Genomic DNA, 26,868 nt, shown 5'->3' with positions numbered 1-26,868 from the left:
GGCCTGGGGAGGCAGTCACAGGCGAGGCGACTGATCGTCTCCCACCTCATGCCATCGGTCTGGCTGCGGCGCCGGAGCGTGCGCGGCAGATGCCGGGTTCTATTCCGCCAGGAATGAAGCCGCGGCGAAGGCGAGCGGCGTCAAGCGCGTCTGCATCCCCAATCGTTCCACCAAGAGCGTCGCCCGCAAGCGCGAGCAGAAGAAGCGTTGGTTCCGCAACGGCCGGAAATGGCGGACCGGATGCGAGGGGCGCATCAGCGTCGCCAAACGGCGGCACGGGCTCGATCGCTGCCGCTACAAAGGCAGCGCCGGAATCAAGCGCTGGGTCGGGCTCGGCGTTGTCGCCGACAACCTCATCAGCATCGGTCGCGTGATGGAACAGCAGTCACTCCAAAAGTAGTCTACTTCCAGCGCAATCTTGGCCTCACATCGCCCCGCCGCCCCCCGCCGGGGCTTCTTATTGTCTGCATGGTTGACCGCGCCCATCAGAACCGCGATTTTTGCGCCGGAAAGTAGCTAGTCCCCCGCCTTCAGCCGATACCCGATCCCCGTCTCGGTCAGCACATATTGCGGCCGTTCCGGATCGGCTTCGATCTTCTGGCGGAGCTGGCGGACATAGACGCGAAGATATTGCGCGTCGGTCAGCTCGTCCCAAAGCTCCCTAAGCAGGAAGCGATGGGTCAGCACCTTGCCGGCGTGCTGCACCAGCACGCGCAGGAGGTCATATTCCTTCGGCGACAGTTTTACCTCGCGCTCACCAACCTTGACGATCCGGCGCACCAGATCGACCGACAAATCGCCGCTGCGGAACACCGGACGCTCGCCCTGGACCTGGAGCTGGTGCCGCAGCGCGGCGCGCAAGCGCGCCAAGAGCTCGTCCATGCCGAACGGTTTGGTCAGATAATCGTCGGCGCCGAGATCGAGCGCCTGTACCTTGCCGGCTTCGTCGCCGCGGCTCGACAGCACCACGATCGGCACGGCTTCGTTGTGGGCGCGAATGGTGCGAAGCAGCTCATGACCCCCGATATCGGGCAGACCGAGATCGAGGATGATCAGCGCCGGCTCTTCAACGAGCTTTTCCAGCGCGATCTTGCCGTTCGACGCCTCCAGGATCTCATAACCCTGCGTCGTCAGCCCCATCCGCAGCAGCTTGCGGATCGGTGGCTCGTCGTCGATGACCAGAACCTTGATCGGAGCAGCACTCATGCGGCGGTATCCAATGCCTGGGTTTGCGCCGGAACGGGCAGACGGATGGTCAAAACCGCGCCGCTCCGGTCGCTGCGATTGGCAGCCGAGATCGTGCCCCGCATCGCCTCGACGAAGCCGCGGGAGATAGCGAGCCCGAGTCCGGTGCCGGGACGGACATGGTCGCCCTTCTGCGCGCGATAGAACTTGTCGAACACGCTCTCGAGTTCCTCAGGCGGAATGCCGTCGCCTTCGTCGGCAACCTGGAGCACCACGTGATCGCTGTCGCGTTGGCTCTTGATCGAGACCGTGGTGTCAGGCAGCGAATATTTGGCGGCATTATCGAGCAGGTTGAACAGGACCTGCTCGAACAGCACTGCGTCGAGCTGAAGCATCGGCAGATCGGCGGCCAGCACCAGGTCCACCTTGTGCGCGGTCAGGATCTTGCTTGCGCGCCGGAGCGCGCTGCCGACGATCTCGCCGAGATCGTGCAGCGCTGTGTTGGGTACGATCGCGCCGGATTCGAGCTTGGTCATGTCGAGCAGATTGGCGATGAAGCGGTTGAGCCGCTCGGACTCGTCGATGACGGTGGCGAGCAGGTCGCGCTTCTCGGTATCGGACAGCGCGCCGGCGAGATCGCGCATGGTCGAGGCGGCGCCGAGCACCGAAGCGAGCGGCGTCTTCAAATCGTGCGAGATCGAAGTCAGCAGCGCCGAGCGCAGCCGCTCGGACTCGACGGTACGCTTGACGCGGTCCATGTCCTCGACCAGCAGCACGCGCTCGATCGCAAGCGCCCCCTGGTCGACCAGCGCGTCGAGCAGCCGGCGCTGATCCGGCGTCAACAGCGGACCGGTACGGTCGTTGTCGATACCGATGACGCCGATCGGGCCGCGCCCGGTGCGCATCGGCAGGAACAGGCGTTTTGCACCCGGCAGCGTATCCGAGCCGCGGCCGGCCGGCCGATCGTTGCTCCAGGCCCAGTTGGCGGCAGCAAGGTCGGCCTGGTCGAGCTGGTCCTCCGGGGGATAGCCGGATTTAACGGTCAGAAGCCCCTCTTCCGGGAGCAGCAGCACCACGCGAACTCTGAGCATCAGCGCGGTCTGATAGGCGGCCGCCCACAGCACGTCGTCCAGCGTTCCAGTACCGGCGAGCTTGCGGCTGAACGCATAGAGCTGCTCGGTCGTCCTGATGCGGCCGATCGCAGTGTCAGCCTGGGTCCGCACCCGCCCCGCTACATTCGACACCACGAACGCGATCAGCATGAAGAAGAAGAACGCCGCGACGTTGGTGGGATCGGTGATGGTGAAGGTATAGACCGGCGGCAGGAAGAAGAAGTTATAGGCCAGCGACGCCGCGATGCTCGCAAGCAAGGACGGCCACAAGCCATAGCGGACAGCCACGGCAACCACGGCGGTCAGGAACATCAGGTCGACGTTCTCGACGCCGAAATACGGCTTGATGATCATCGCTGCGGCAAGGCCGAGTGCGGTGATCCCGAGCGCCTTCAGATAAGGCAGCGCATCGAACGGCTCGGAACGTGCCGCGGTCTGTACCGCCGTCTTCGGCGCCGGCTCGCTCGTGAGTTCGTCGCCGGCGATGACGTGAACGCTGATATTGCCGGCGCGGCGCACCAGATCATGCACGACGGAACCGCGCGTCATCTCGAACCATCGCGAGCGGCTCGACTTGCCGATCACGATCTGGGTGACGTTGTTGCCTTGCGCGAAATTTACGACGTCGTCGGCGATGCGGCGGCCGACGGCAGGAATAGTCAGCGCCTCGCCGCCCAGGGACTCCGCAAGCCGCAGCGTATCGGCAAGCCGGTCGCGCTCCTCCTCGGAGAGCTGCAGCGAGCGCCGCGTCTCGATCGAGATCGCGGTAAATGGCGCATGCAGGCGGTCGGCCAGCCGCTTGGTGTAGCGAACCAGCCCGGCCGCGCGCGGATCCTCGCTGACGCAGACGAGGATACGTTCACCCGCCGCCCACGGACCGGCGATGGCGTTCGCCTGCATGTGGGTGAGGAGCTGCTCGTCGACCCGCTCGGCCGTGCGCCGCAGCGCCAGCTCGCGCAGCGCGGTGAGATTGCCTGGCGAGAAATAATGCTCAAGCGCCCGCTCGGCCTGCCTGGGCACATAGACCTTGCCCTCCCTCAGCCGCTGGATCAGGTCATCCGGCGTGAGGTCGATCAGCTCTATCGCATCGGCGCGGTCGAACACAGAATCCGGCACGGTCTCGCGTACCCGGACATGGGTGATCTGGGCGACGACGTCGTTCAGGCTTTCGATGTGCTGGATGTTGACGGCAGTATAAACGTCGATGCCGTGGGACAGCAGCTCCTCGACATCGAGATAGCGTTTTGGGTGACGGCTGCCGGCCGCGTTGGTGTGGGCGAGCTCGTCGACCAGCGCGATTCCAGGCCGCCGCGCGATCACGGTGTCAAGGTCCATCTCCTCGACGACCTGACCACGGTAGTCGAGCGTCTTGCGCGGGATCACCTCGAGGTCGCGCACCAGCGCCTCGGTCTCGGCCCGGCCGTGGGTCTCGACGAAGCCGACCACGACGTCGATGCCGGCCTTGCGCTTGGCTTGGGCGCTTTGCAGCATCTCGTAGGTCTTGCCGACGCCAGGGGCGGCGCCGACGAAGATCTTGAGCTTGCCGCTCGCGCTCTCCTCCCGGCGCGCCGCTTCCAGCAGCGCTTCAGGCGAAGGACGTTGTTCGGGATCGCGGCGCTCTCGGACCATCAGACCAATATAATCATCCGCGCGTGCTCAGCCTAGACTACTTCGCGGCGCGATCGAGCGCGAGATTTAGCGCCAATACGTTAACGCGGGGCTCGCCGATCAGGCCGAGCAGACGGCCCTGGGTGCTGGAGGCCACGAGTTGCTTGACCTGGTCCTCCGGCATATTCCGCGCCTTCGCCACACGCGGCACCTGGAATTGCGCCGCGTCCGGCGAGATATCCGGATCGAGGCCGCTGGCCGAGGTGGTCACCAAATCGACCGGCACGGCGGCATTCGGATTCTCGCTCTTGAGCTTGTCCACATCTTCGTTCAGCCGGTCGGCCAGCGCCTTACTGGTCGGGCCGAGATTGGAGCCACCCGAATTGGCAGCGTTGTAGGGCGCCGAGACCGTCTTGGTCGAATCATTGGGGTCTGGCGCGAGCGTCGCCGAGGGGCGGCCGTGGAAATATTTGTCGTCCTTGAATTCCTGCCCGATCAGGGCGGAGCCGACCACCTTGCCGTCCCGCTCGATCAAGCTGCCCTGCGCCTGCACGGGGAAGATCGCGCCGGCGATAGCAGTCATCGCTAGCGGATAGGCAAGGCCGGTGATGGCGGTGAGCAGCAGCAGCAGGACGATGGCGGGGCGGATTTCTCTGAGCATAATACGTCTCCTGTTTCTATCGTCATTGCGAGGAGCGAAGCGACGAAGCAATCCAAGCTCTCGGCCATGGAGGCAGTTCTGGATTGCTTCGCTTCGCTCGCAATGACGGCGTTAAGCCAGGTGGAAGGCAACAACGACGAGGTCGATCGCCTTGATGCCGATGAAGGGAATGACGATCCCACCGAGGCCGTAGATCAGCAGGTTGCGCCGAAGCAGCGCGCCGGCACCGACCGCGCGGTAGGCGACGCCCTTCAGCGCGAGCGGGATCAGCGCGATGATGATCAGCGCGTTGAAGATGATGGCCGACAGGATGGCGCTCTGCGGGCTCGACAGGTTCATGACGTTGAGCACGTTGAGCTGCGGGTAAAACGCCAGAAACATCGCCGGAATGATCGCAAAATACTTCGCAACGTCGTTGGCGATCGAGAACGTCGTCAGCGCGCCGCGCGTCATCAGGAGCTGCTTGCCGATCTCGACCACCTCGATCAGCTTGGTCGGGTTGGAATCGAGGTCGACCATGTTGCCGGCCTCGCGCGCGGCCTGGGTGCCGGTGTTCATGGCGACACCGACATCGGCCTGCGCGAGCGCCGGCGCGTCGTTGGTGCCGTCACCGCACATGGCGACCAGCTTGCCCTTGGCTTGCTCGTCGCGGATCAGCTTGAGCTTGTCTTCAGGCGTTGCCTGCGCCAGGAAGTCGTCGACGCCGGCTTCCGCGGCGATTGCGGCGGCCGTCATCGGGTTGTCGCCGGTGATCATGATGGTGCGGATGCCCATGCGGCGAAGCTCGGCGAAGCGCTCGCGGATGCCGCCCTTGACGATGTCCTTGAGCTGGATGACGCCGAGCAGCTTGCCGTCCCTGGCCACCGCCAGCGGTGTGCCGCCGGCCTTGGCGATCTCATCGGCGATCGTCTGCACCTCCCGGCCGATATCCGAAAGCAGCGCAGGCTGGATCGCGCGGGCCGTGTTGCCTGAGGCTACCGCCAGCGGCGTACCGCCACCGACATAGCTGAGCATGGCATCGACCGCGCCCTTGCGCACCGACGAGCCGCCGGCGTCGACGCCGCTCATGCGGGTCTGCGCCGTGAACGGGATGAAAGTGGCGCCAAGCTCGGCCATGTCGCGACCGCGGATGCCGTACTTCTCCTTCGCCAGCACGACGATGGAGCGGCCTTCCGGCGTCTCGTCGGCGAGCGAGGCAAGCTGGGCCGCATCGGCGAGTTCCTGCTCGGTGACGCCGCGAACCGGGCGGAAGGAGGTTGCCTGGCGGTTGCCGAGCGTGATCGTTCCGGTCTTGTCGAGCAGCAGCGTGTCGACGTCGCCGGCGGCCTCGACCGCGCGTCCGGACATCGCCAGCACGTTGAAGCGCACCAAGCGGTCCATGCCGGCAATGCCGATCGCCGAGAGCAGCGCGCCGATGGTGGTCGGGATCAGCGTCACGAACAGTGCGACCAGCACCACCACCGAGATCGAGCCGCCGGCATAGGCCGCATAGCTCGGAATGGTGACGGTCGCGAACACGAAGATGATGGTCAATCCTGCAAGCAGGATATTGAGCGCGATCTCGTTCGGAGTCTTCGCCCGTTCGGCGCCCTCGACCAGCTTGATCATGCGGTCGATGAAGGTCGAGCCTTGCGCCGCCGTGATGCGGACGCGGATCCAGTCGGACAGCACCTGCGTGCCGCCGGTCACCGCCGAGCGGTCGCCGCCGGATTCGCGAATGACGGGCGCGGATTCGCCGGTGATCGCGGCTTCGTTGACCGATGCCACGCCCTCTATCACCTCGCCGTCCGAGGGGATGGTGTCGCCGGCCTCGACCAGCACGATGTCGCCGACCTTGAGGCTCGTGCCCGGCACGAGCTTGAAAGCCTGGCCGGCCCCGGTCAGCAGCTTAGCCTGGCTCTCGGTGCGGGTCTTGCGCAGCGATTCGGCCTGCGCCTTGCCGCGGCCTTCGGCGACGGCCTCGGCAAAGTTGGCAAACAGCACGGTGAACCAGAGCCAGAGGATGATCTGAAAGGTGAAGCCGAGATTGGCACCGCCGGTGACGAGATCGCGCAGGAAGATCACGGTGGTGAGCGCGGCTACGATCTCGACCACGAACATCACGGGGTTCTTGATCATCAGCCGCGGATCAAGCTTGACGACGGACGCGCGGATCGCGGGCAAGACAATCTTTGGGTCGAGCATCGCCGAGACGGACGCGCGTTTTTGCAGTTTCATGGTGTCCATGAAGGTCACTCCAAACAATCAGAAGGCTGTCGATCAGAACACTTGTCCGGCATTCATCGCGAGATGCTCGATGATCGGGCCGAGCGCGAGGGCCGGGAAGAAGGTCAGGCCGCCGATGATCAGGATCACGCCGACGACGAGGCCGACGAACAGCCCGCCCGTGGTCGGAAAGGTGCCGGCTGACGGCGGAATGGATTTCTTGGCGGCCAGCGAGCCTGCGATCGCCATCGCCGGAATGATCATGAAGAACCGGCCGACGAACATCGCGCTTGCGAGCGTGAGGTTGTAGAACAGGGTGTTGCCGGTGAGGCCCGCGAAGGCCGAGCCGTTGTTGCCGGTTGCCGACGTGAAGGCGTAGAGCACCTCGGTGAAGCCGTGCGGCCCGGCATTCGCCATCGAGGCGGCCGCCGCCGGATAGACCACGCCGACAGCGGTCCAGCCCAGATACATCAGTGGCAGCACCAGGATTGCGAGCATCGCCATCTTGACCTCGCGCGCCTCGATCTTCTTGCCGACATATTCCGGCGTGCGGCCGACCATGAGCCCAGCGACGAAGATCGCGAGCACGACGAACAGCAGCATGCCGTAGAGGCCGGCGCCGACGCCGCCGACGATGATCTCGCCGAGCTGCATGTTGATCAGCGGGATCATGCCGCCGAGCGCGGTGAAGCTGTCATGCATGGCGTTGACCGCGCCGCAGGAGGCGGCCGTCGTGATCACCGCGAACAGCGAGGACGCGACAATGCCGAAGCGAACCTCCTTGCCTTCCATGTTGTCGCCGGTCAGGCCGAGCGCATGCAGCGTCGAAGTGCCGCCCGCCTCCGCCCAATAGGTGATGGCGACGCCAGCGACGAACAGCACGCCCATCACGGCCAGGATCGCCCAGCCCTGGCGCTGATTGCCGACCATGCGGCCGAACACATTGGTCAGCGCCGCGCCGAGCGTGAAGATCGAGAGCATCTGCACGAAGTTCGACAGCGCCGTCGGGTTCTCGAAAGGATGGGAGGCGTTGGCGTTGAAGAAGCCGCCGCCATTGGTACCGAGCATCTTGACCGCGACCTGAGAGGCGACGGGGCCGACCGCAATGGTCTGCTTGGCGCCTTCCAGCGTGGTGGCCTCGACATAATCACCGAGCGTCTGCGGGATGCCCTGCCAGACCAGGAACAGCGTGTAGACGACACAGATCGGCAGCAGCACATAGAGCGTGCAGCGGGTCACATCGACCCAGAAATTTCCGACCGTACGCATCGAGGCGCGCGAGAAACCGCGGACCAGGGCCACCGCGAGCGCGATGCCGGTTGCCGCCGACAGGAAGTTCTGGTGGGTCAGGCCCAGCATCTGCACGAGGTACGAGACCGTGCTCTCCCCGCCGTAGTTCTGCCAGTTGGTGTTGGTGATGAAGGAAATCGCGGTGTTGAACGAGAGATCCTCGGCAACCGCGCCCTGACCGGCCGGATTGAAGGGCAGTACGGACTGCAGCCGCATCACGCCATAGATGACGAGGAAGCCGCCGACGTGGAACAGCAGCATGGCGACGGTATAGGTCAGCCAGTGCTGCTCGCGCTTTTCATCGACCCCGGAAAACCAGTAGATGCCGGCCTCGATCGGGCGCAGCACCGGCGACAAGAACGTCCGCTCGCCATTGAAGACACGCGTCATGTACCAGCCGAGCGGCTTGGTCAGCGCGACGATGATCGCGCAATAGAGAATGATCTGGAGCCAACCGATCGCAGTCATGGCATTAACCCTTCAGGCTTGGTGTTCGGCGCAGAAGCGGCAGAAGCAGCGCCAGCAGGCCGCGAGCGCGGCATCCGCCAGCAGCAATTCGAGAAGCAGCACGGTCAGAACCGCTCGGGCCGCAGCAGCGCGTAGGTGAGATAGAACAGCAGGCCGAACGAGACGGCACCGGCAAGCGCATAATCAAAAATCATGATCCGCCCCTCACAACCGTTCGCAGGCATAGGTGTAGCCGATCGCGAGCGCGAAGAAGCCGAAGCCCAGCGCCAGCATCAGTATGTCCGTCATGGCGATACTCCTCGTTGCGCCCTCGTGTGCGGCGCAACCGTGTCTCAGGCGGCCGGCAAGCGTTAGGGAAAACGCAACGCGTTTCCAGGACGCCCGCCAGATTTCTCACCGCGCTGAAGTGCCACCACGACCATAGGTTTTCGAGATGAGGGCTTTGGCGAAGTTATAGGAATCTCATAAAGGGCCCAGCTGATGGCGCGGTTTCCGCCGTCGTCCCGGCGAAAGCCGGGACGACGGTCGAGAAGGCGGCAGCAGATTGCGTCCCTTACCCGATGCCCCGCGCACTTATGAAATCCCTATATTTCCGGCCCTGTCCTCATCTCGTTTTCAAATGCTGTTTTGGCCATCTTGGAGAGGCCGGCCCGACTGACCGACGCCGATTCCGGGAGGCCTGACATGACCGCCGCTCTCCGACGTTACGATCCGCCTTCGCTGAGTAAACGCCTGCGCAATGCGCATGCGATGACGCGGCCGCTCATATTCGACATCATCGAGCACGCCTGCCGGCGCCTGCCCTCGCTCGGACACAGCGAGCGCACTGCGCGCATCATGCGGCTGATCGATGCCGAGGCCTGGACCGATGTTGCGCTGGTGCTGATGAAGCTCGAGCTGCCGCTATGGCAGGTCCGCCGCATCGTCTATGACGAGGGCGAGTGGCATTGCGCCCTCTCGCGCCAGCGCGAATTGCCGGAATGGCTCGACGCAGCGGTCGAAGCACGCCACACCGATCTTGCACTGGCGCTGCTGTCGGGCCTCGTCGAGGTCCAAGCCTTGGCTGCGGACGTGTCGCGGCACAGCGTTCCCTTGGTGCGCCCGGCGCAAGACTCGCTTTACGAGCCGGTCGCCTGCGACAATTTCGGCAAATAGGCAGGAGCACTTATGACGCTCCCTCTACAATTCGGCCGACCATCATGAACTTGCAGAGGCTCTTCAAGGGACGTCTTGAGCAGGCGATCACAGTGACTATCCTGACCATGACGCTGGGCCTGGTCTGGGGCGCGATCCTCACGATCGTTATCACACTGTTGGCGCGCGGGTTGGGAGCCTAGTGCTGATGGCCATGCGACGCGATCGACCGCGAATTGATCATGGTTGCCTAGGGGGCGAGCAGCCGGGCGCGAAGCGCCGTCGCGACCCCGGGGTAAGCCGCCTATCCCGCGGAAAATGCCGGACCGATCTGGCGCGGTTTCAGGGAACCGTGTAGATCAGCTTTATGAGCACCAGCAACGTCAATGTCGTCGCCCATCCCCTGGTCCAGCATAAGCTCTCCCTAATGCGGGAGAAGGACCGCTCGACCAAGAGCTTTCGCGAGATCCTGAACGAGATCGGGATGCTGCTCTGCTACGAGGTGACGCGCGACCTGCCGCTGGAGCTGGTCGAGATCGAGACGCCAATCGCGCCGATGCAGGCGCCGAAGATCGCCGGCAAGAAGCTCACGCTGGCGCCGATCCTGCGCGCCGGGGTCGGCTTCCTCGACGGCATGCTGGCGCTGATGCCGTCGGCGCGCATCGCCCATATCGGGCTCTACCGCGACCCCGAGACGTTGCGGGCTGTGGAATATTACTTCAAGGCGCCGCAGGATCTGTCCGACCGCACCGTGATCCTGATGGATCCGATGCTGGCGACCGGCAATTCGGCCTGCGCCGGCGCGTCCCTGCTCAAGGCGCGTGGCGCCCGCGACATCCGCTTCGTGTGCCTGCTGGCCGCGCCGGAAGGCATCGCGCAGTTCCAAAAGCAGCATGCCGACGTGCCGATCTGGACCGCCGCGATCGATGAGCGGCTGAACGACCACGGCTACATCGTGCCGGGCCTCGGCGATGCCGGCGACCGGATGTTCGGCACCAAGTAGACAGGCACCAGGTAGACAGTTTTGTCTGGTTACTCCGGTCGTCATGCACGCCGACGATTTTTCACTGCAATCGCTGATCCGGACCGGGACCTCCGCGCCCGCCTTCGTGTTTGACGGCACGCCGGTCTCGCGCGCCGAGCTCTCGCAAAAGGTCGAGCAGACCGCGGCCTGGCTCGCGGCGCAGGGCATCGGTAAGGGCGACGTGGTCGCGGTCTGGCTGGTCAATCGGATCGAATGGATCGCGCTGCTGTTTGCCGCCGCCCGCCTTGGCGCCGTCGTCGCCGCCGTCAACACCCGCTACCGCAGCGCCGAGCTCGCGCATCTGCTGAGGGTTTCCAGCGCCAGGCTCATGGTGGTCGAGGCCGCGTTCCGCTCGATCGATTTCGCCGCCATTCTCGCCGATGTCGCCAAGGCCGAGGTGCCTGCGCTGCAAAAGCTCGCGGTGGTCGGCGCGGACGTGATCCCCGCGCACTGGCCTTGCGTACGCTTCGACGCGTTCGAGAAGCCCTGCCCGCCGCGCCCGCCAGCCGAGAGCGACGTCGATCTCCCAGTGCTGCTCTATACGACCTCGGGCACGACCAAGGGGCCGAAGCTGGTGGCTCATTCGCAGCGGACGCTTTCCACGCACGCCGTCTCGATCGCCGAAGCGCTGACGCTCTCGCCGCAGCGCCATTCGCTGCTGGCGATGCTGCCGTTCTGCGGCACGTTCGGCATGACCAGCTTGCTTGCCTTCCTCGCCGCCGGCGTGACCATCCATGTGCTGGACGCCTTCGAGGCGGCGCCGGCCCAGACAATCCTCAGCGAGCACGGGATCACGCACGCCTTCGGCTCCGACGAGATGTTCCGCCGCATCCTGGCGCTGACCGATGCGCCGCGCCCGCTTCCGAAAGCGGAGGTTTTCGGCTTCGCTGCGTTTCAGCCCGGCTGGCGCGAGCTGGCCGCGGAGGCCGAGGCGCGCGGCGTGCCGCTGGTCGGCCTCTACGGTTCGAGCGAGGTGCAGGCGCTGTTCTCGATCGGCCGCGCCGGCGACGCCTTTGCCAACCGTATCGAGGGCGGCGGCTGGCCGATGTCGCCGGAAGCCAAGGTCCGTGTCCGTGACACCGAGACCGGCGAACTTGCGCCTCACGGCGTTTCCGGCGAGATCGAGATCAACGCCCCGTCACGCTTTTTCGGCTATTTCAACAATCCCGAGGCAACGCGTGATGCGATCACCGCGGATGGCTTCTTCCGCACCGGCGATATCGGCCGTCTCCGCGGCGATGGCTCGTTCGTCTATGAGACCCGTGCGGGCGACGCCATGCGGCTCGGCGGCTTCCTGGTCGCGCCAGGCGAGATCGAGGACGAACTCAAATCCTGTCCTGGCGTTGCCGACGCCCAGGTGGTTGCCGTCGATCTGAAAGGACAGGCGCGCTGCGTCGCCTTCGTGATCCCGGCCCAAGAACCACAGCAAGAAGTGCAGCAGGAGGCGCTCGTCGCGCGCCTGCGCGAGCGGCTCGCCGGCTACAAGGTGCCGGCGCGGATCTACTTCGTGGATGCCTTCCCGGTTACCGACAGCGCCAACGGCATCAAGATCCAGCGTACCAGGCTCCGCGCTATGGCAGTTGATCGGATCGCTTCCGAATAAGCACGGCCAACTCCGGATAGCTCGCAAGGTTCGTCGTCGACCAAATGGTCGCGCATCAGCTTAGCGACTCGTTTAGTACGACTTGGCCAGCCCGAGCACCTTTTCCGCGATGAAGCTCAGCGCGAGCTGCGGGCTGACCGGCGCGATGCGCGGGATCAGCACTTCGCGCAAATATCGCTCGACGTGGAATTCCTTGGCATAGCCGAAGCCGCCATGGGTCATGACGGCCTGCTCGCAGGCGCTGAAGCCGGCCTCTCCCGCCAGATATTTTGCGGCGTTGGCGGCGGCGCCGCACGGCAAGCCCTTGTCGTACTGCCAGGCCGCCGACATCACCATCAGCCAGGCCGCCTCGAGCTCGACCCAGTTCACCGCGAGCGGATGCTGGATGCCCTGATTTTTGCCGATCGGGCGGTTGAACACGATCCGCGTCTTCGCATATTCGGTGGCGCGCGACAGCGCGAGCTTGCCGAGGCCGACCGCTTCCGCGGCGATCAGGATCCGCTCGGGATTCATGCCTTCGAGGATGTATTGGAAGCCGCGGCCCTCTTCGCCGATGCGGTCCTCCATCGGGATTTCAAAGTCCTCGAAGAACAGCTCGTTGGAATCGACGACCTTGCGGCCCATCTTCTCGATCTCGTGAACCTTGATTTTCTTGCGGTCGAAATCGGTGTAGAACAGGCTCAGCCCATGCGTGGGCGAGCGCACCTCCTCCAGCGGCGTGGTGCGCGCCAGCAGGAGGATTTTGTGCGCGACCTGCGCGGTCGAGATCCATACTTTCTGGCCATTGACGATGTAGCGGTCGTTCTTGGCCACCGCACGCGTCTTGAGCTGTGTGGTGTTGAGGCCCGTGTTGGGCTCGGTGACGGCGAAGCAGGCCTTCTCGCGGCCTTCGACCATCGGCGGCAGCATGCGCTTGCGCTGCTCCTCGGTGCCGAACACGACGACGGGATTAAGCCCGAACACGTTGATGTGCACGGCAGACGCACCCGACATGCCCGCGCCGGATTCCGCGATCGTGCGCATCATGATCGCAGCTTCGATGATGCCGAGGCCCGAGCCGCCATAGGCTTCCGGCACGCAGATGCCGAGCCAGCCGGCAACGGCCAGCGCCTTGTGGAAATCGTGCGGGAAGCCGCCGTCGTGGTCCTTCTTCAGCCAATAGGCGTCGTCAAAACCTTCGCAGATCTTGGCGATGGCATCGCGAATGGCTTCCTGCTGATCGGTGAGCGCGAAATCCATGTTTTTGATCTCCTTGATTGGAGCCGCGACGGCCCGTAGCTTAGCGCCCCATCTGCGAGGGGGGCCAGAGAATGATCGAGGAAACGGCCACCGCGATCCAATAGCGATCAGGTGCGCGATGAAATGCAGGAAGACGCCGTGGAATACTCCCGCCACCATATATCCAAAACTTCAAAGCCATATATATATGAACTTGGCATGCGACCATGCATTGTTGCCGGACGGCTGGCACGTCGAGTTTAAGACCAGGCCTGAAATCAGAACAACGAGATCGTCGCAAATTCCGCCGCATGGCGATGATGCACAAGAGGCCGGTCTGATGCGTTCGATGCTGTTCGTCCCGGGCGATTCCCCGCGCAAATTCGAGAAGGCGAGCCAAGGCAAAGCCGACGCGCTGATCATCGACCTCGAGGACTCCGTCGTCACCGAGAAAAAGGAAGAAGCGCGCACGCTGACGCTGGCGATGCTGAGGGAGCGCCGCGGCCCGCACCTTCTCTATGTTCGCGTCAACGCACTCGACACCGGCATGACGCTCGCCGATCTCGCCGCGGTGATGCCCGGCGCGCCGGACGGCATCGTGCTGCCGAAGTCGCGGAGCGGCGACGATGTGCGCCAAGTGGCAACCTGGCTCGAAGCCTTCGAGGCGGCGGCCGGCAGCACGGTCGGCTCGACCCGCATCGTCTGCGTTGCCACGGAAACCGCCGGTTCGATCTTCGGGCTCGGCACCTATAAGGATTGCTCCCCTCGCCTCGCCGGCCTGATGTGGGGCGCCGAAGATCTCTCCGCCTCGCTCGGCGCAACCGAGAAAGCCTCGGGCGGCGTGTTCCACAGCCCCTATCGTCTCGCGCGCGATCTCTGCCTGATGGCAGCGGCCGCGGCCGACGTCGCACCGATCGACACCGTCTATACCGATATCGACAATCTGGCGGGGCTGGAACAGGAAACGCGCGCTGCGCGCCGTGACGGCTTTTCGGCCAAGGCGCTGATCCACCCCAAGCACGTTGACGTTGTCAACGCAGCGTTCGAACCAACCGATGCCGAGCGCACATGGGCGGAGAAGGTCATTGCCGCGTTCGCGAGCAATCCCAACTCCGGCACGCTGCGCCTCGACGGCATGATGATCGACAAGCCACATCTTCGCGCCGCCAAGAAAATTCTCGGCCAACTGTAGATCAAGGACAACACGTCGCGCGGACTGTCCAACGGTTGCGGCCGAAGACGGCGGCGTAAGCTGCCGCCACGCTGGCGGTGCGCTCCCTTGCCCCGTTCTTACGGGGAGAGGGCTGGGGTGAGGGAGCTGTCTCCACGATCACGGTGAGAGCTGGATTCGCGGAGAGTCCCCCTCACCCGGATCGCATCTTCGATGCAATCCGGCCTCTCCCCGCGAGCGGCAGGGCAATCGCATATGCCCTTTTGGGCGGCCTGAGCGCGCGCCTCGTCCTTCGAGACGACCGCTCCGCGGTCTCCTCAGGATGAGGCTGAGCGGCATCGGCGCTCGTTGAAACCGCTGCCGCGCACTCCATCCTCATCCTGAGGGCCCGCCCCAAGGCGGGCGTCTCGAAGGATCGGCCACAACAAGATCGACCCATATGCGATCGCCCTGCCGCAAGGGGGGAGAGGCGAAGAGAGCTGCGGCCGCTACACGATCTTGATCGACATGTCTGGCAAGCCCTCGAGCTTGCACAGCAGCACGTCGCCCTTCACCACAGGTCCGACATTCTCCGGCGTGCCGGAATAGATGATGTCGCCGGCCTTCAGCTCGAACGCTTCCGATAATCTTGCGATCTGCTCGGCCACGCTCCAGATCATCTTGCTGAGATCCGAACTCTGTTTCATAGTCCCGTTGATCGAGAGTGAGATCGCGCCCTTGTCGAAATGGCCGGTCTTGCTCGCCGGATGGATCGGGCCGATCACCGCGGCGTGGTCAAAGCTCTTGCCGATCTCCCAGGGCTTCTTCTCCGCGGCCATGCCGTTCTGGAGATCGCGGCGGGTCATGTCGAGGCCGAGCGCGTAGCCATAGACATGGTCGAGCGCCTTCTCGGCCGGAATGTTGGTGCCGCCGGATTTCAGCGCGGCGACCAGCTCGACTTCGTGGTGATAGTTCTTGGTCAGCGACGGATAGGGATGGTCGGCGACCTCGCCGACCGCGACGTTCTGGATCGCGTCGGTCGGCTTCTGGAAGAAGAACGGCGGCTCGCGGTTCGGGTCCGAGCCGCGCTCGATCGCGTGCGCCGCGTAGTTGCGGCCGATGCAGTAGATGCGGCGGACCTGAAACACTTGGGTCTCGCCGACGATCGGGATCGTCACCATCGGCACCGAGAAGATCGGCTTGGGTGCCGCCTGCGCCGCGGCAGGCGCAACGTCCGCGATCGAAGCTGCGCTTGCCGCCGCGGCAATTGCGAGCACCTCGCGCCGCGTTGATGAGATCTTTTTCATGTCTTGTGCTCCCTTTTTCTGTTCCTTGGGCAGCCTTATGCGCGCCGGTTCGGCTGATAATCGATATTCCGTATGCCGGCAACGCTGGACGGGCGCGACACGGCATCGTCTTATGGATGAGAGCGGGCCGCCTGCCACTGAGTCTTTCAAGCCTTTCCTAGCCGTCCCTAGCATGGAACTTGCATCAATTCTGGGCGAGATGGACGCCGCATGAACCTCATCAGCCTCGACATCCGCATGCTCCGGTCGCTGATCTCGGTGGTCGAGACCAGCAGCATCACCGAGACCGCGCGACGGCTGGGCCGTACCCAGCCGGCAATCACCTTGCAGCTGCAGCGCCTGGAGGAGCTCACCGGCAAGCAATTGTTCGAGCATGCTGGCCGCAGGCTGACGCTGACGGAGGACGGCACCACGGTCCTCACCTACGCCAAATCCATCCTGCGGTTGCATGACGAGCTGATTTCGCAGCTGGCCTCGCAGGAGATCGAGGGCCAGGTCGTGCTCGGCACGCCCGATCTCTACGCCGCCTTCATGCTGCCCTCGATCCTCAGCGTATTCCGAAAATCCTTTCCGCGTGTCCAGGTGCAGCTCAATTGCGCGCTGTCGACGCCGCTGGTCGGCCTCGTCAAGCGCGGCGACGTCGACATCGCGCTCGTCACCCGCATGAACGACTTTACCGGCGGCCAGGTGGTGCGGCGCGAGCAACTGGTCTGGATGACAGGCGAGCAATCCGCCGCGCATCAGGAGCGGCCGATCCCGCTGGCGCTGCTGCCGCCAGGCAACATCTATCGCGACTACGCGATAGACACGCTCGAGCGCGCCAATTTGCGCTGGCGCATCGCCTGCGTCAGCGAAAGCGTTGGCGGCCTGCAGGCTGCAGCCTTCGCCGGCATGGCGGTCACCGTGCTCGGCCGCAGCGCACTGGTGCCTGCGATGCGCGAGATCGGGCCGAATGAAGGCCTGCCGCCGCTGCCGAAGATCGAGCTCCTGCTTTACAAGTCGAGCGGCGCCACCTCGAAAGCGGCGACCGCGTTGCACGACTATCTCGCGCACTATCTGCGCCTCGACGAAGAGCTCAGCGGCAGGGGCGTTCCGATCGAGCTGTCTTGACGGGACCTGGCATTCGCAGGTGCGGCGATCGTCTCAAACATCTTGACACCGATTTCCGGCAGCATATTTTTCGCGCCGAGAAATCTCTTTCTCACCCTCTAGATTTCAAAGGACTCAACGCGACCGTCTGGAGAGACGACGATGCTTGATGATAATTTTGCCCGCCTTCGTGCGCACCGCAACAACATCCACCGCTACCGGCGACTGCTGAAAACCAGGCTGTCGGAGCTGGAGCGTCAGTTCATCGAGCGGCGTCTCGCAGAAGAGCAATCGGCCCTCGATAGCCTAACCGCAGCGACATTCCCGATTTCCTTCGCCTTGAAGGCGCCGATCGATGCGGCGGGGGCAGTGTGATGACCGGCTAGCGAGAGTTGCTCATTCGGGGCAGCGAGAAGGTGATCGACCATTACGAACTCCTTCTTGGAAACGCGAAGACCGAGCACGAGCGCGCGCCCAATCGGCAGCGGATAGAACGCGAGTGGCGGCTGATCAGGGACCTCCAGGGCGAGCCGGGTCACCGCGCGGCTTGACCGCCCGGCATTTGCCGGATCGCGCGGTCGCAGGGGACCGAACCGCCGGGCTCGGCTGCGGTTCAGGTCTCCTGCGGCCCACCTAGCGGACGAGGCGATTGCGCCCTGCAAGCGCATTGTTCGATTCAAGCGCCGGCGCTATTCTCACGACAGCCGTAAGAGGCGCACCACGACATCGCCCTTGCGCAGGCCTGCCTTTTAGGCGGGGGAATCGGCGGCAATTTCCGCGATGGCAGCGCCTTCATTGCGTCCGTTGCTGATGGATGGATGCAGATCTTTCAGCGACACGCCGATGCGGCCGCGTTCGACCCGGCCGGTAGCGATGATCTGCTCCATCACCTTGCGCGCCATGTTGACCGGAATAGCAAAGCCGATGCCGACATTGCCGCCGGCGGGCGAGATGATGGCCGAATTGATGCCGACCAGCTCGCCGTGCAGGCTGACCAACGCGCCGCCGGAATTGCCGGGATTGATCGCCGCGTCGGTCTGAATGAAATCCTCATAGCCCTGCTTGCCGAGGCCGGTTCGGTCAAGTGCGCTGACGAGGCCTGACGTCACGGTCTGTCCGAGTCCGAAGGGATTGCCGATCGCGAGCACGAAGTCGCCGACTTCGAGCGCGTCGCTGTCGCCGATGGGAAGCGCCTTGAGCCTGGCCGGGTTCTGGATCTGGAGCACCGCGACGTCGGTCGGCGGATCGCGACCGACGACCTTTGCGGAAAACTGCCGGCCGTCCTTCGTGATCTGGACGGCGGAAGTGCCTTCGACCACGTGGTTGTTGGTCAGCACATAGCCGCTGCGGGCATCGACGATCACGCCGGAGCCCGTCGCGCTGACTTCCTTCTCGATCTGCTTCGGAACATCGAAGAACTCGCGGAACAGCGGGTCGCGATAGAGCGGATTGTCTTCGCGTACCCGGCCGTGCACGGAGATATTGACCACCGCCGGCGTCACCTGGCGGACCAAAGGCGCCAGCGTCGGGACCGAGCCGCCCGTCTTCAGATCGGGGAGCTGGCCTGCGGCAGGATGCGACGCCGTCAGCGTCAGCACCAGCAACGCCAACGAGAACAAACGCACAGCATACGTCTTCATCATAACCTATCGCGTCGCCTGAGATTGAAATTAGAGAGCCGCCTCACGCGCTATCGCGCGGCGCTCCGTCCAGCCTTGCAAGGCCAGAAGCGGAACGGCCCAGGCCGCTGAGACCTGGCCGAGCAGCACCAGAGCCAGAACCGGTCTGCCTGAGCATCATGCCCCTCGGCGTTCTGCGGCGGCCCAAGGCCGCCGCAGCCGCATCGGGACACCACCGCCGTGCGGCGGATCGTCGTCGTCATTGTCGCCGTCGAGCTGGCGCAGGGCGGCGAGAATATCCGCGAGCCGGACCGTATGGCTCATGCCGGGAATTTCGCGCAAGGCGGGACAGGATTCGACCGCGTACATGTCGGACGCCCAGGACGACAGGATGATCCGCTTCTCCGGCGTGGAGAGCTCGTCTGCGTTCAGGACATCAGCGGGCGAGTCGTAGTGGGCCGCGGGATGAAATAGCGGATTGAGATTGCCGAAGTTCGTATTCACGTTTGTCATCGGTTGTGCCTCCCCTGACGCTCCTTTCAAAGGGATAGGTATGTTGATGATCGGATGGCGGCGAGCCTCGCCGCCATCCATGTTGGCGCTAGTGCGTGTTGATCGCGATGCGCCTGACACCCTCCCGCGGCTTGTCGGACTTCGGCAGCGACACGGTCAGAACGCCGTTCTTGAACGACGCCTCGGCCTTGTCTTCCTCGACGTCCTCGAGCGGAATTTGCCGCTCGAAGGCGCCGTAGTAGCGCTCGGTGAAATACCTGCCTTCGCCGTTGCGCTCGGCTTTCTTCTCGCCGCGGAGCGTGAGGATGCCGTTGGCGACTTCGACCTCGACGTCCTTCTCCGTCAGCCCCGGAAGTTCGGCCGTGACGGTCAGCATCTTGTCGGTCTCGCTGAGCTCGACCTTGGGCCAACCGAACCGGCCTTCCATCATGGGTGACAGGTTGCTCCCGGCAAAGCCGCGAAACACGTCGTCGAACAGACGGTTCATCTCACGATGAAGCGTCAGGAACGGATCGAAGCTGTCGCGAACCGGCGCAAGCTCCTGGTTCCTTGACCAGGGAATAAGATCACGAAAACCCATGGTTCTCTCCTTCATGTATCCGGGAACGCGGCGCGCACATCTGAGCGCCGCGTTCCGCCAATCCCTCGATCAAGCGTCTAGGCTGCTTTCTTCTGCTCGATCTGCGATGCCGCAGGTGCGCCGCCCGCGATCTCGATCCGGCGCGGCTTCATCGCTTCCGGGACCTCGCGGACGAGGTCGACGATCAGGAGACCGTCCTGGAAGGAGGCCTGCTTGACCTGGACATAGTCGGCGAGGTTGAAGACGCGCCGGAACGGACGCGCCGCGATGCCCTGATAGAGATATTCGTGCGCGGCGCCGTCGGGCTTCCTGCCCTCGATCGTGAGCGCGTTCTGCTCGGCGGTCACGGTGATATCGTTGATGCCGAAGCCCGCCACGGCGAGGCTGATCCGGTAATGGTCTTCGCCGGAACGTTCGATGTTGTAAGGGGGATAGTTGTCCTCGGTCGCCTGGCGCAGCGTGCTGTCGACGAGATCGGCCAGATGATCGAAGCCGATGGTGGAGCGCCACAGGGGCGCGAAATCTAAGGTGGTCCTCATAGCCAAGTCCTCCAAGGAGCAAGTTGGATACGAAGGAGCGCAGGACAGGGGTTTCAGACGGGGTCCGAAGACAACGGCCCGGCGCCCGTGCCGGGCCCTCGCGGGCACCCGGCACACCGCTCTCGCGGCGAAAAGTGACTTAGAAGAACGGAAGTCGGTTTCAAGAGGGCTGTCGAAAAATTTTTTTGGACCGAGGCGGACCGCGGCCGGCCAGTTCCAGGCCCGATTCCCTTCACGCCTTGGCGCGGGCACGGTCCGGCTCACGTAACGCCAGCGACGGCCAGAAATTTGCCCAGGGCTGGGCCGCTTCGAATGCCGCGGCGATCCGGAAAATCGTCGGCTCGTCGAGCCAGGGCGCAACGATCTGCAAGCCGATCGGCAGGCCATTGCGATCAAAGCCGCAGGGCAGCGTCGCGGCCGGAAGGCCGGCGAGATTGATCGGCCAGGTGAAGGGCGACCAGCCCAGATGCGGATCGACCCTGATGCCATCAATTCGGTCGACGCCGATCTGGCCGGCTTCGAACGCGGTCACCGCAACCGTCGGCGTCACCAGCGCATCGACGCGCTCGAACAGTTTTAAGAACGCGTTGCGCGCCTGACCACGCCGATAGCCGGCCTCGATATAGTCGGTGCCGCTGTAGTTGCGGCCGGCGCTGATGACGTCGCGATAATCCGATTCAGAGCCGGCGAGATCGGCCGTGGTCTTGCCCGCGACGGCGGCCGCCTGCTCGGTGAAGGCGATCGGCTTCAGCGTATGCTCGAGGATGCCGGGATCGAGGCCTGGACCGTCGATGGTGACCTGCGCGCCGCAGGAGTCGAGAATGGCCAGCGCCTTGTTGAAAGCCGTGCGGACGTCGGGGCTGACGGCGGTATAACCGAGATCGACGCTGGCGCCGATGCGAATGTCGTTCAACGACGCAGCGTTGGCGTCGAACCTCCGCGGCGACCCCGGCAGGCTCGCGGGATCGCGCAAATCGTAACCGGCAATGATTTCGAGCGTGAGCGCGGCATCCGCCACCGTCCGCGTGATCGGTCCCGTATGCGCGAGCGAGGCCCAGGACGGCGGCGAGAAGCCGGGCGAGCGCGGCACCAGGCCGAAGGTCGGCTTGAGCCCGAACACGCCGCAGAACGACGAAGGCACGCGGATCGAGCCGACGCCGTCGGTGCCGATCGCGATCGGTCCGCAACCGGCCGCCACGCCCGCCGCTGCGCCGCCGCTCGACCCGCCACTTGTGCGGCCGGGATTCCAAGGGTTTCGGGTGGTGCCGGTGACCGGACTGTCCGCCGTCAGCTTGTAACCGGCCTCGCAGGTCGTGGTCTTGCAAGTGATGATCGCGCCGGCCGCTTTCAACGTCGACACAACGGCGGCATCGACCTCAGGCACGAACGCCTTGTTCATCGGCGAGCCGCCATAGGCCGGCACGCCCGCGACGAAGACGAGGTCCTTGATGGTAACCGGCACTCCGGCGAGCGGCTCCTTGGCTTCGCCCGCGCGCATCTCCCTGGTGAGACGGTCGGCAACCGCCCTCGCCTGCTCGTACATCGGCGTCACCACCGCGTTGCAGGCCTGGCTGGCCGCCTCAAGCGCAGCGATCGTGTCGTCGACGACGTCGCGCGGGGTGAACGCCTTGCGCCGGTAGCCGGCCATGATCTCGGTAGCAGAAAGCGCGCCAAGGCCAGTCGGCGCCGGCGGAAAGGCCGTTCGGCCGGAACCATCAGTCATCATCAACCCTAAAGAGCTAGCTGAGCGCCGCGTCGACGGCGCGCTTAGCCATCACCGTGACGAGATGCGCACGGTAATCGGCTTCGGCGTGGATGTCGGAGGTGAGGCCGTCGGTGTCGATCTTGATCGCCGCGATCGCGGACGGATCGAAATGTTGCGACAGCGCCGCCTCCATCGGCGGCACCCGGAACACGCCGGAGCCTGCTCCGGTCACCGCCACCCGGACGCCGTCGGCGAATTTCGCCACGAACACGCCAACCAACGCGTAGCGCGACGCCGGCGCCTTGAATTTGGCGTAGCCTGCCTTGAGCGGCAAAGGAAAGCGGATTGCGATGATGATTTCGCCCGGCTCGAGCGCGGTCTCGAACAGGCCGAGGAAGAACTTGTCGGCCGCGATCTCGCGCGTGCTGGTGACGATGGTCGCACCCAGGCCGAGGACGCCGGCTGGATAATCGGCCGCCGGGTCGTTGTTCGCGACGGAACCGCCGATGGTGCCGCGGCTGCGCACCGCGGGATCGCCGATCATCGAGGCCAGCGCAGCGAGCCCGGGGATTTTCGCTTGCACGAGCTTGGAGGCGGCGACCACTGCGTGCGGCGTCATCGCGCCAATGGTGATCGTTGCACCGTCGTCGGTGATGCCTTTGAGGTTTGGCAGCTTTGAAAGATCGACCAGCGCGACGGGGCTGGCCAGACGCTGCTTCAGCGTCGGGATCAGCGTCATACCGCCGGCGACGAGCTTGCTGTCCTCGATCGAGGTCAGCAGCTTTGCAGCGTCGGGAATCTGGTTGGGCTGGTGATAGGCAAACGGTTTCATGGTTGTCCTCCCTATTCCGCGGCGACCGGCAGCGACGCGTTTTGCAGCAAGCGCCAGATCCGGTTCGGCGTCGCCGGCATGTCGACGTGGGTGACGCCGAGATGCGACAGCGCATCGACCACCGCGTTGATGACGGCAGCGGGCGAACCGATGGTGCCGACCTCGCCGCAGCCTTTCACGCCCATCGGCGTGTGCGTGCACAACGTCGAGTGGGTCGCGACCTTCATCATCGGCATATGATCGGCGCGCGGCATGCAATAGTCCATCAGCGAGCCCGACAGCAGCTGGCCGGAGCCCTCGTCATAGACCGCGTTCTCGAACAGCGCCTGGCCGACACCCTGCACGATGCCGCCATGCAGCTGCCCCTCGACGATCATCGGGTTGATCACCGTTCCGACGTCGTCCACCGCGGTATAATTGACCAGCGTCACCGTGCCGGTCTCGGGGTCGACCTCGACCTCGGCGATATGGCAGCCGCCGGGATAGGTGAAGTTGACGGGATCGTAATAGGCCTGCTCCTCCAGTCCCGGCTCCAGCACTTCGAGCGGATAGTCATGCGGCACGTAGGCCGCTCCCGCGATCTCCTCGAACGTCTTCATGCGGTCCGTGCCCGCGACCGAGAACTTTCCGGCCTCGAACTGGATATCGAGTTCGGCGGCCTCTAACAGATGCGCCGCGATCTTCTTGCCCTTTGCGACCACCTTGTCCGTCGCCTTCGACAGCGCCGCGCCGCCGACCACCAGGGAGCGCGAGCCATAGGTGCCCATGCCGAACTGCACGCGATCGGTATCGCCGAACACGATGTCGACATTCTCGAACGACACGCCGAGCTTTTCCGAGACGATCTGCGCGAATGTCGTCTCATGGCCCTGGCCGTGATTGTGGGTACCGATCATCACCGTCACCTGGCCGGTCGGATGCACGCGCACCGTGGCGCTTTCGTAGAGGCCGCCGCGCGCGCCCAGCCGTCCCGCGAAGCGCGACGGTGCGAGACCGCAGGCCTCGACATAGGTCGAGTAGCCGAGCCCGCGGAATTTGCCCTTTCGCGCCGATTCCGACTTGCGGATGCCAAAGTTCTTGACATCGGCCGCGACCAACGCGCCGTCGAGGCACCCAACCGGATCGCCGGAATCGTACTGCACTAGCACCGGCGTCTGGTACGGATAGGCCTCCTTCGGGATCATGTTGCGGCGGCGGATCTCGACGCGATCGATCCCCATCTCGCTGGCAGCGACATCGACGATGCGCTCCAGGACGAAGGTCGCCTCGGGCCGGCCGGCGCCGCGATAGGCGTCGACAGGAACGGTATTGGTGAACACCACCTTTACATTGCAATAGATCGCCGGCGTGGTGTAGACGCCACCGAGCAAGGGGCCATAGAGATTGGTCGGGATGTTCGGCCCGAAGGTCGAGAGATAGCCGCCCATATTGGCCAGCGTCTTAACCCGGAAGGCCAGGAATTTTCCGGTCTCATCGAGCGCAAGCTCGGCCTCGGTGACGTGGTCGCGGCCGTGGCGGTCGGAGACGTAGCCTTCCGAGCGGCTCGCCACCCATTTGATCGGCCGCATCACGCGCTTGGCCGCCCAGGTGATCACGGCTTCCTCGCCGTAATGGAATTGCTTGACGCCAAAGCCGCCGCCGACATCGGGCGCGACCACCCGCAGCTTGTGCTGCGGAATGTTCAGCACCAGCGCGCCCATCAGGAAGCGCACGACGTGCGGGAACTGGCTGGTGGTCCACAGCGTGAACCGATCGGTACCAGGCTCATATTCCGCGATCGCCGCGCGCGGCTCCATCGGATTGCCGATCAGGCGGTTGTTGACCAGGCTGAGCTTTGCGACATGCGCGGCCTTGCGGAACGCGGTTTCGACCGCGGCTTTGTCGCCGAGCTCCCAGTCGCAGCAGATGTTGTTCGGCACGTCGTCGAACAATTGCGGTGCGCCAGGTCGCACGGCCTCGAGCACACCGACGACAGAAGGCAGCACCTCGTAATCGACCGCCAGCAGCTCGGCTGCCGCATTCGCCTGCTCCGGCGTCTCCGCAATGACAAAGGCCACCATGTCGCCGACGAAGCGCACCTTGTCCTGCGCCAGCATCGGGAACGGCGGCTCCTTCATTGGCGTGCCCTTGGCGTCTGTGATGCCCCAACCGCAGGGCAGCGAACCGAGTCCATCGTCGGCGACGTCATCCCCGGTGAGGATGGCGATGACGCCCGGCGCTGCGAGCGCCGCGCTCTTGTCGATGCCGCGCAGTTTCGCATGTCCATGAGGCGAGCGCACGAACACGCCGGCGGCCATGCCGGGGCGCTTGATGTCGGAGACATAGTTGCCGCGTCCGGTGAGAAAGCGCTGATCTTCCTTCCGTTTCGGTGACGCGCCGATCCCGATTACATTGCCCATGGTCACTCTCCCTTGGCGGCGTTCATGGCGGCGGCGCCTGATATCACCGAGACGACGATGTTCTGGTAGCCGGTGCAGCGGCAGATGTTGCCTTCGAGACCGTGCCGGACGTCGGCTTCCGTCAGCGCCGGCTTTTCGGTGGCAAGCGCCACCGCGGTCATCAGCATGCCGGGCGTGCAGAAGCCGCATTGCAGGCCGTGATGCTCGCGGAACGCTTCCTGCATCGGATGCAGCCGGTTCGAACCCGGCGCGCCTTGCAAGCCTTCGATGGTGAGCAGCGTCGCGCCGTCCAGCGCAGGCGCCAGAAGCGTGCAGCTTTTCACAGGAAGTCCGTCGAGATGCACGACGCAGGCGCCGCACTGGCTGGTGTCGCAGCCGATATGGGTGCCGGTGAGGTTGAGCTGCTCGCGCAGGAGCTCGGCAACGAGCGTCGCCGGCTCGACATCCACCATGGTTGGCCGTCCGTTGAGTGTGAAGGATATCTGCACGATCATACTCCTGTGCGCGACGGGGCTTTAGGCGAGTGGAATCGCGCTGCCGGTAGCCCATGTGGCCATCACGACATCGCCAACGGTGAAGGGATCTGCGAAGAAGGTCTTTTCCGGCACGTAGGCAACGAACGCATCGTCGGGCACGGTGTCGAGCATGACCTTGACGAAATAGCCCTGGTATTCGATCGCAAGCACCCGGCTCGGCAGCGAATTGGTATAGCCGGGCGGCAGCTCCCTGCCGGGCCGGACCAGCACGACATCGTCGCGGCGCACCGCGATATCGACCTTGTCGCCGATGCTGACCGTCGAGCGCGCCTGAAGCGGCACCTCAATGCCCGAGGGGGCGGCCTGTGCGAGCGTAAAGCTCGCGCCGTTGACCTTCTCGACGCGGCCCGACAGCACGTTCTGGCCGCCCATGAACTCGGCGACATAGCGGTCGTGCGGGTGGGCGTAGACGTCGCGCGCCGCTCCCGCCTGCTTGATCCTGCCCTGCTCCATCACCACCACGAGATCGGCCAGCGCTATCGCCTCGAGCTGAGTGTGGGTCACATGGATGAAGGTGATGCCGAGTTCCTGCTGCATCCGCCGCAGCTCCTGGCGCATCTGCACACGGAGCTGTTCGTCCAGAGCCGACAGCGGCTCGTCGAGCAGCAGCACGCGCGGCTCCGTGATCGCCGCGCGCGCCAATGCGACGCGCTGCTGCTGACCGCCGGAGAGCTGCGCCGGCAGCCGGTCGGCAAATTGCGTCAGCCGCACTTTTTCGATCATGGCGTCCGCCGCCCGCAGGCGATCTGCCTTGGACACGCCGCGCACGCGTAGCGCAAAGGCAATATTCTCGCGCACGGTCAGATGCGGAAACAGTGCATAGGACTGAAACATCATCGCGGTGCGCCGCTGCACCGGCGCGAGCCCCACGACGTTCTGGCCGCCGATCACGATCTCGCCCGCGGTCGGATCTTCATGGCCGGCGATCATGCGCAAAATCGTGGTCTTGCCGCAGCCGGACGGGCCGATGAAGCAGCAATAGGCGCCGTCGGCGATCCTGAGGTTGACGCCGTCCACCACGTTGGTGACGCCGTCAAAGCTCTTGCAGACGCCCGCCAGTTCGATATTGCCGCTATCGCTCTTCATTCCCA

General features: G+C 64.6%; 23 protein-coding genes and 2 pseudogenes. 8 read left to right on the top strand and 17 right to left on the bottom strand.

What is annotated here, in order from left to right; genetic code table 11:
• Nucleotides 1-82: 82 nt before the first annotated feature.
• A pseudogene (locus tag IVA82_RS26265) lies at nucleotides 83-400 on the top strand (transposase); the annotation flags it as partial.
• Between the two features lie 116 nt (nucleotides 401-516).
• Here IVA82_RS26265 and IVA82_RS26260 read toward each other — a convergent pair.
• The 6 genes from IVA82_RS26260 to IVA82_RS26235 all read right to left on the bottom strand — a co-directional run bounded on the left by IVA82_RS26260 (nucleotide 517) and on the right by IVA82_RS26235 (nucleotide 8,723).
• Nucleotides 517-1,206: a response regulator transcription factor gene (locus IVA82_RS26260; protein WP_247389764.1), complete on the bottom strand. Its 690-nt coding sequence runs from the start codon at nucleotides 1,204-1,206 to the stop codon at nucleotides 517-519.
• Nucleotides 1,203-3,926, bottom strand: a complete 2,724-nt coding sequence (locus tag IVA82_RS26255; RefSeq protein WP_247389763.1) for a sensor histidine kinase KdpD — start codon at nucleotides 3,924-3,926, stop codon at nucleotides 1,203-1,205. The genes IVA82_RS26260 and IVA82_RS26255 overlap by 4 nt, the downstream gene beginning before the upstream one ends.
• Before the next feature lie 37 nt (nucleotides 3,927-3,963).
• On the bottom strand, nucleotides 3,964-4,566 hold the full coding sequence (locus tag IVA82_RS26250; RefSeq protein WP_247389762.1) for a K(+)-transporting ATPase subunit C: 603 nt from the start codon (nucleotides 4,564-4,566) through the stop codon (nucleotides 3,964-3,966).
• Between the two features lie 111 nt (nucleotides 4,567-4,677).
• Nucleotides 4,678-6,792, bottom strand: coding sequence for a potassium-transporting ATPase subunit KdpB (gene kdpB / locus IVA82_RS26245; RefSeq protein ID WP_247389761.1), 2,115 nt, complete (start codon nucleotides 6,790-6,792; stop codon nucleotides 4,678-4,680).
• A 33-nt stretch (nucleotides 6,793-6,825) separates the two neighbouring features.
• The gene (gene kdpA / locus IVA82_RS26240; protein WP_247389760.1) at nucleotides 6,826-8,529 is read right to left on the bottom strand and encodes a potassium-transporting ATPase subunit KdpA; all 1,704 of its coding nucleotides are present in this window, start codon (nucleotides 8,527-8,529) and stop codon (nucleotides 6,826-6,828) included.
• Nucleotides 8,530-8,633: 104 nt separating this feature from the next.
• The gene (locus IVA82_RS26235; RefSeq protein ID WP_038965694.1) at nucleotides 8,634-8,723 is read right to left on the bottom strand and encodes a K(+)-transporting ATPase subunit F; all 90 of its coding nucleotides are present in this window, start codon (nucleotides 8,721-8,723) and stop codon (nucleotides 8,634-8,636) included.
• A gap of 490 nt (nucleotides 8,724-9,213) precedes the next feature.
• Here IVA82_RS26235 and IVA82_RS26230 point away from each other — a divergent pair, with 490 nt between their 5' ends.
• The 4 genes from IVA82_RS26230 (at nucleotide 9,214) to IVA82_RS26215 (ending at nucleotide 12,290) form a co-directional block, all read left to right on the top strand.
• On the top strand, nucleotides 9,214-9,684 hold the full coding sequence (locus tag IVA82_RS26230; RefSeq protein ID WP_247389759.1) for a hypothetical protein: 471 nt from the start codon (nucleotides 9,214-9,216) through the stop codon (nucleotides 9,682-9,684).
• Nucleotides 9,685-9,728: 44 nt separating this feature from the next.
• The gene (locus tag IVA82_RS26225; RefSeq protein ID WP_247389758.1) at nucleotides 9,729-9,866 is read left to right on the top strand and encodes a hypothetical protein; all 138 of its coding nucleotides are present in this window, start codon (nucleotides 9,729-9,731) and stop codon (nucleotides 9,864-9,866) included.
• Nucleotides 9,867-10,030: 164 nt separating this feature from the next.
• Nucleotides 10,031-10,666, top strand: a complete 636-nt coding sequence (upp, locus tag IVA82_RS26220) for a uracil phosphoribosyltransferase (protein ID WP_247389757.1) — start codon at nucleotides 10,031-10,033, stop codon at nucleotides 10,664-10,666.
• A 43-nt stretch (nucleotides 10,667-10,709) separates the two neighbouring features.
• Complete coding sequence (locus IVA82_RS26215) at nucleotides 10,710-12,290, top strand: AMP-binding protein (RefSeq protein WP_247389756.1); 1,581 nt, start codon at nucleotides 10,710-10,712, stop codon at nucleotides 12,288-12,290.
• Nucleotides 12,291-12,362: 72 nt separating this feature from the next.
• On the opposite strand, the gene IVA82_RS26210 is transcribed toward IVA82_RS26215, so the two are convergent.
• Nucleotides 12,363-13,529, bottom strand: a complete 1,167-nt coding sequence (locus tag IVA82_RS26210; protein WP_247389755.1) for an acyl-CoA dehydrogenase family protein — start codon at nucleotides 13,527-13,529, stop codon at nucleotides 12,363-12,365.
• Nucleotides 13,530-13,848: 319 nt separating this feature from the next.
• On the opposite strand from IVA82_RS26210, the gene IVA82_RS26205 reads away from it, so the two are divergent.
• Nucleotides 13,849-14,700: a CoA ester lyase gene (locus IVA82_RS26205; protein ID WP_247389754.1), complete on the top strand. Its 852-nt coding sequence runs from the start codon at nucleotides 13,849-13,851 to the stop codon at nucleotides 14,698-14,700.
• A gap of 467 nt (nucleotides 14,701-15,167) precedes the next feature.
• Here IVA82_RS26205 and IVA82_RS26200 read toward each other — a convergent pair whose 3' ends face one another.
• Nucleotides 15,168-15,965: a fumarylacetoacetate hydrolase family protein gene (locus IVA82_RS26200; RefSeq protein ID WP_247389753.1), complete on the bottom strand. Its 798-nt coding sequence runs from the start codon at nucleotides 15,963-15,965 to the stop codon at nucleotides 15,168-15,170.
• A 210-nt stretch (nucleotides 15,966-16,175) separates the two neighbouring features.
• Here IVA82_RS26200 and IVA82_RS26195 point away from each other — a divergent pair, with 210 nt between their 5' ends.
• Both IVA82_RS26195 and IVA82_RS26190 read left to right on the top strand, forming a co-directional pair.
• Nucleotides 16,176-17,075 carry a LysR substrate-binding domain-containing protein gene (locus IVA82_RS26195; RefSeq protein ID WP_148738769.1) on the top strand — a complete coding sequence of 300 codons (900 nt, stop codon included), beginning with the start codon at nucleotides 16,176-16,178 and terminating at the stop codon, nucleotides 17,073-17,075.
• 141 nt (nucleotides 17,076-17,216) lie between these two features.
• Nucleotides 17,217-17,429, top strand: a complete 213-nt coding sequence (locus tag IVA82_RS26190) for a hypothetical protein (RefSeq protein ID WP_247389752.1) — start codon at nucleotides 17,217-17,219, stop codon at nucleotides 17,427-17,429.
• Between the two features lie 377 nt (nucleotides 17,430-17,806).
• Here the strand turns inward: IVA82_RS26190 and IVA82_RS26185 are convergent.
• The 9 genes and pseudogenes from IVA82_RS26185 to IVA82_RS26145 all read right to left on the bottom strand — a co-directional run.
• Nucleotides 17,807-18,694 (bottom strand): annotated as a pseudogene (locus IVA82_RS26185) (trypsin-like peptidase domain-containing protein); the annotation flags it as partial.
• 156 nt (nucleotides 18,695-18,850) lie between these two features.
• Nucleotides 18,851-19,186, bottom strand: coding sequence for a hypothetical protein (locus IVA82_RS26180; protein ID WP_247389751.1), 336 nt, complete (start codon nucleotides 19,184-19,186; stop codon nucleotides 18,851-18,853).
• Nucleotides 19,187-19,274: 88 nt separating this feature from the next.
• A complete protein-coding gene (locus IVA82_RS26175) occupies nucleotides 19,275-19,766 on the bottom strand; it encodes an Hsp20/alpha crystallin family protein (RefSeq protein ID WP_247389750.1) in 492 nt (163 codons plus the stop codon).
• Nucleotides 19,767-19,843: 77 nt separating this feature from the next.
• Nucleotides 19,844-20,305 carry an Hsp20 family protein gene (locus IVA82_RS26170; RefSeq protein ID WP_247389749.1) on the bottom strand — a complete coding sequence of 154 codons (462 nt, stop codon included), beginning with the start codon at nucleotides 20,303-20,305 and terminating at the stop codon, nucleotides 19,844-19,846.
• Nucleotides 20,306-20,537: 232 nt separating this feature from the next.
• On the bottom strand, nucleotides 20,538-22,028 hold the full coding sequence (locus IVA82_RS26165; protein WP_247389748.1) for an amidase: 1,491 nt from the start codon (nucleotides 22,026-22,028) through the stop codon (nucleotides 20,538-20,540).
• Between the two features lie 16 nt (nucleotides 22,029-22,044).
• Nucleotides 22,045-22,842: a xanthine dehydrogenase family protein subunit M gene (locus IVA82_RS26160; protein WP_247389747.1), complete on the bottom strand. Its 798-nt coding sequence runs from the start codon at nucleotides 22,840-22,842 to the stop codon at nucleotides 22,045-22,047.
• A gap of 11 nt (nucleotides 22,843-22,853) precedes the next feature.
• Nucleotides 22,854-25,241 (bottom strand): xanthine dehydrogenase family protein molybdopterin-binding subunit, encoded by a 2,388-nt coding sequence (locus IVA82_RS26155; RefSeq protein WP_247389746.1) that lies wholly within the window; start codon nucleotides 25,239-25,241, stop codon nucleotides 22,854-22,856.
• Between the two features lie 2 nt (nucleotides 25,242-25,243).
• On the bottom strand, nucleotides 25,244-25,735 hold the full coding sequence (locus IVA82_RS26150) for a (2Fe-2S)-binding protein (protein WP_247389745.1): 492 nt from the start codon (nucleotides 25,733-25,735) through the stop codon (nucleotides 25,244-25,246).
• 21 nt (nucleotides 25,736-25,756) lie between these two features.
• Entirely contained in the window at nucleotides 25,757-26,863 is a 1,107-nt protein-coding gene (locus tag IVA82_RS26145; protein WP_247389744.1) for an ABC transporter ATP-binding protein, read from the bottom strand.
• Nucleotides 26,864-26,868 lie beyond the last annotated feature (5 nt).

It is taken from the genome of Bradyrhizobium sp. 142 (genome assembly GCF_023074015.1).
Lineage (GTDB): Bacteria > Pseudomonadota > Alphaproteobacteria > Rhizobiales > Xanthobacteraceae > Bradyrhizobium.
The sequence above is the reverse complement of the archived record's forward strand: the minus strand, read 5'-3'. Positions and strand labels throughout refer to the sequence as shown.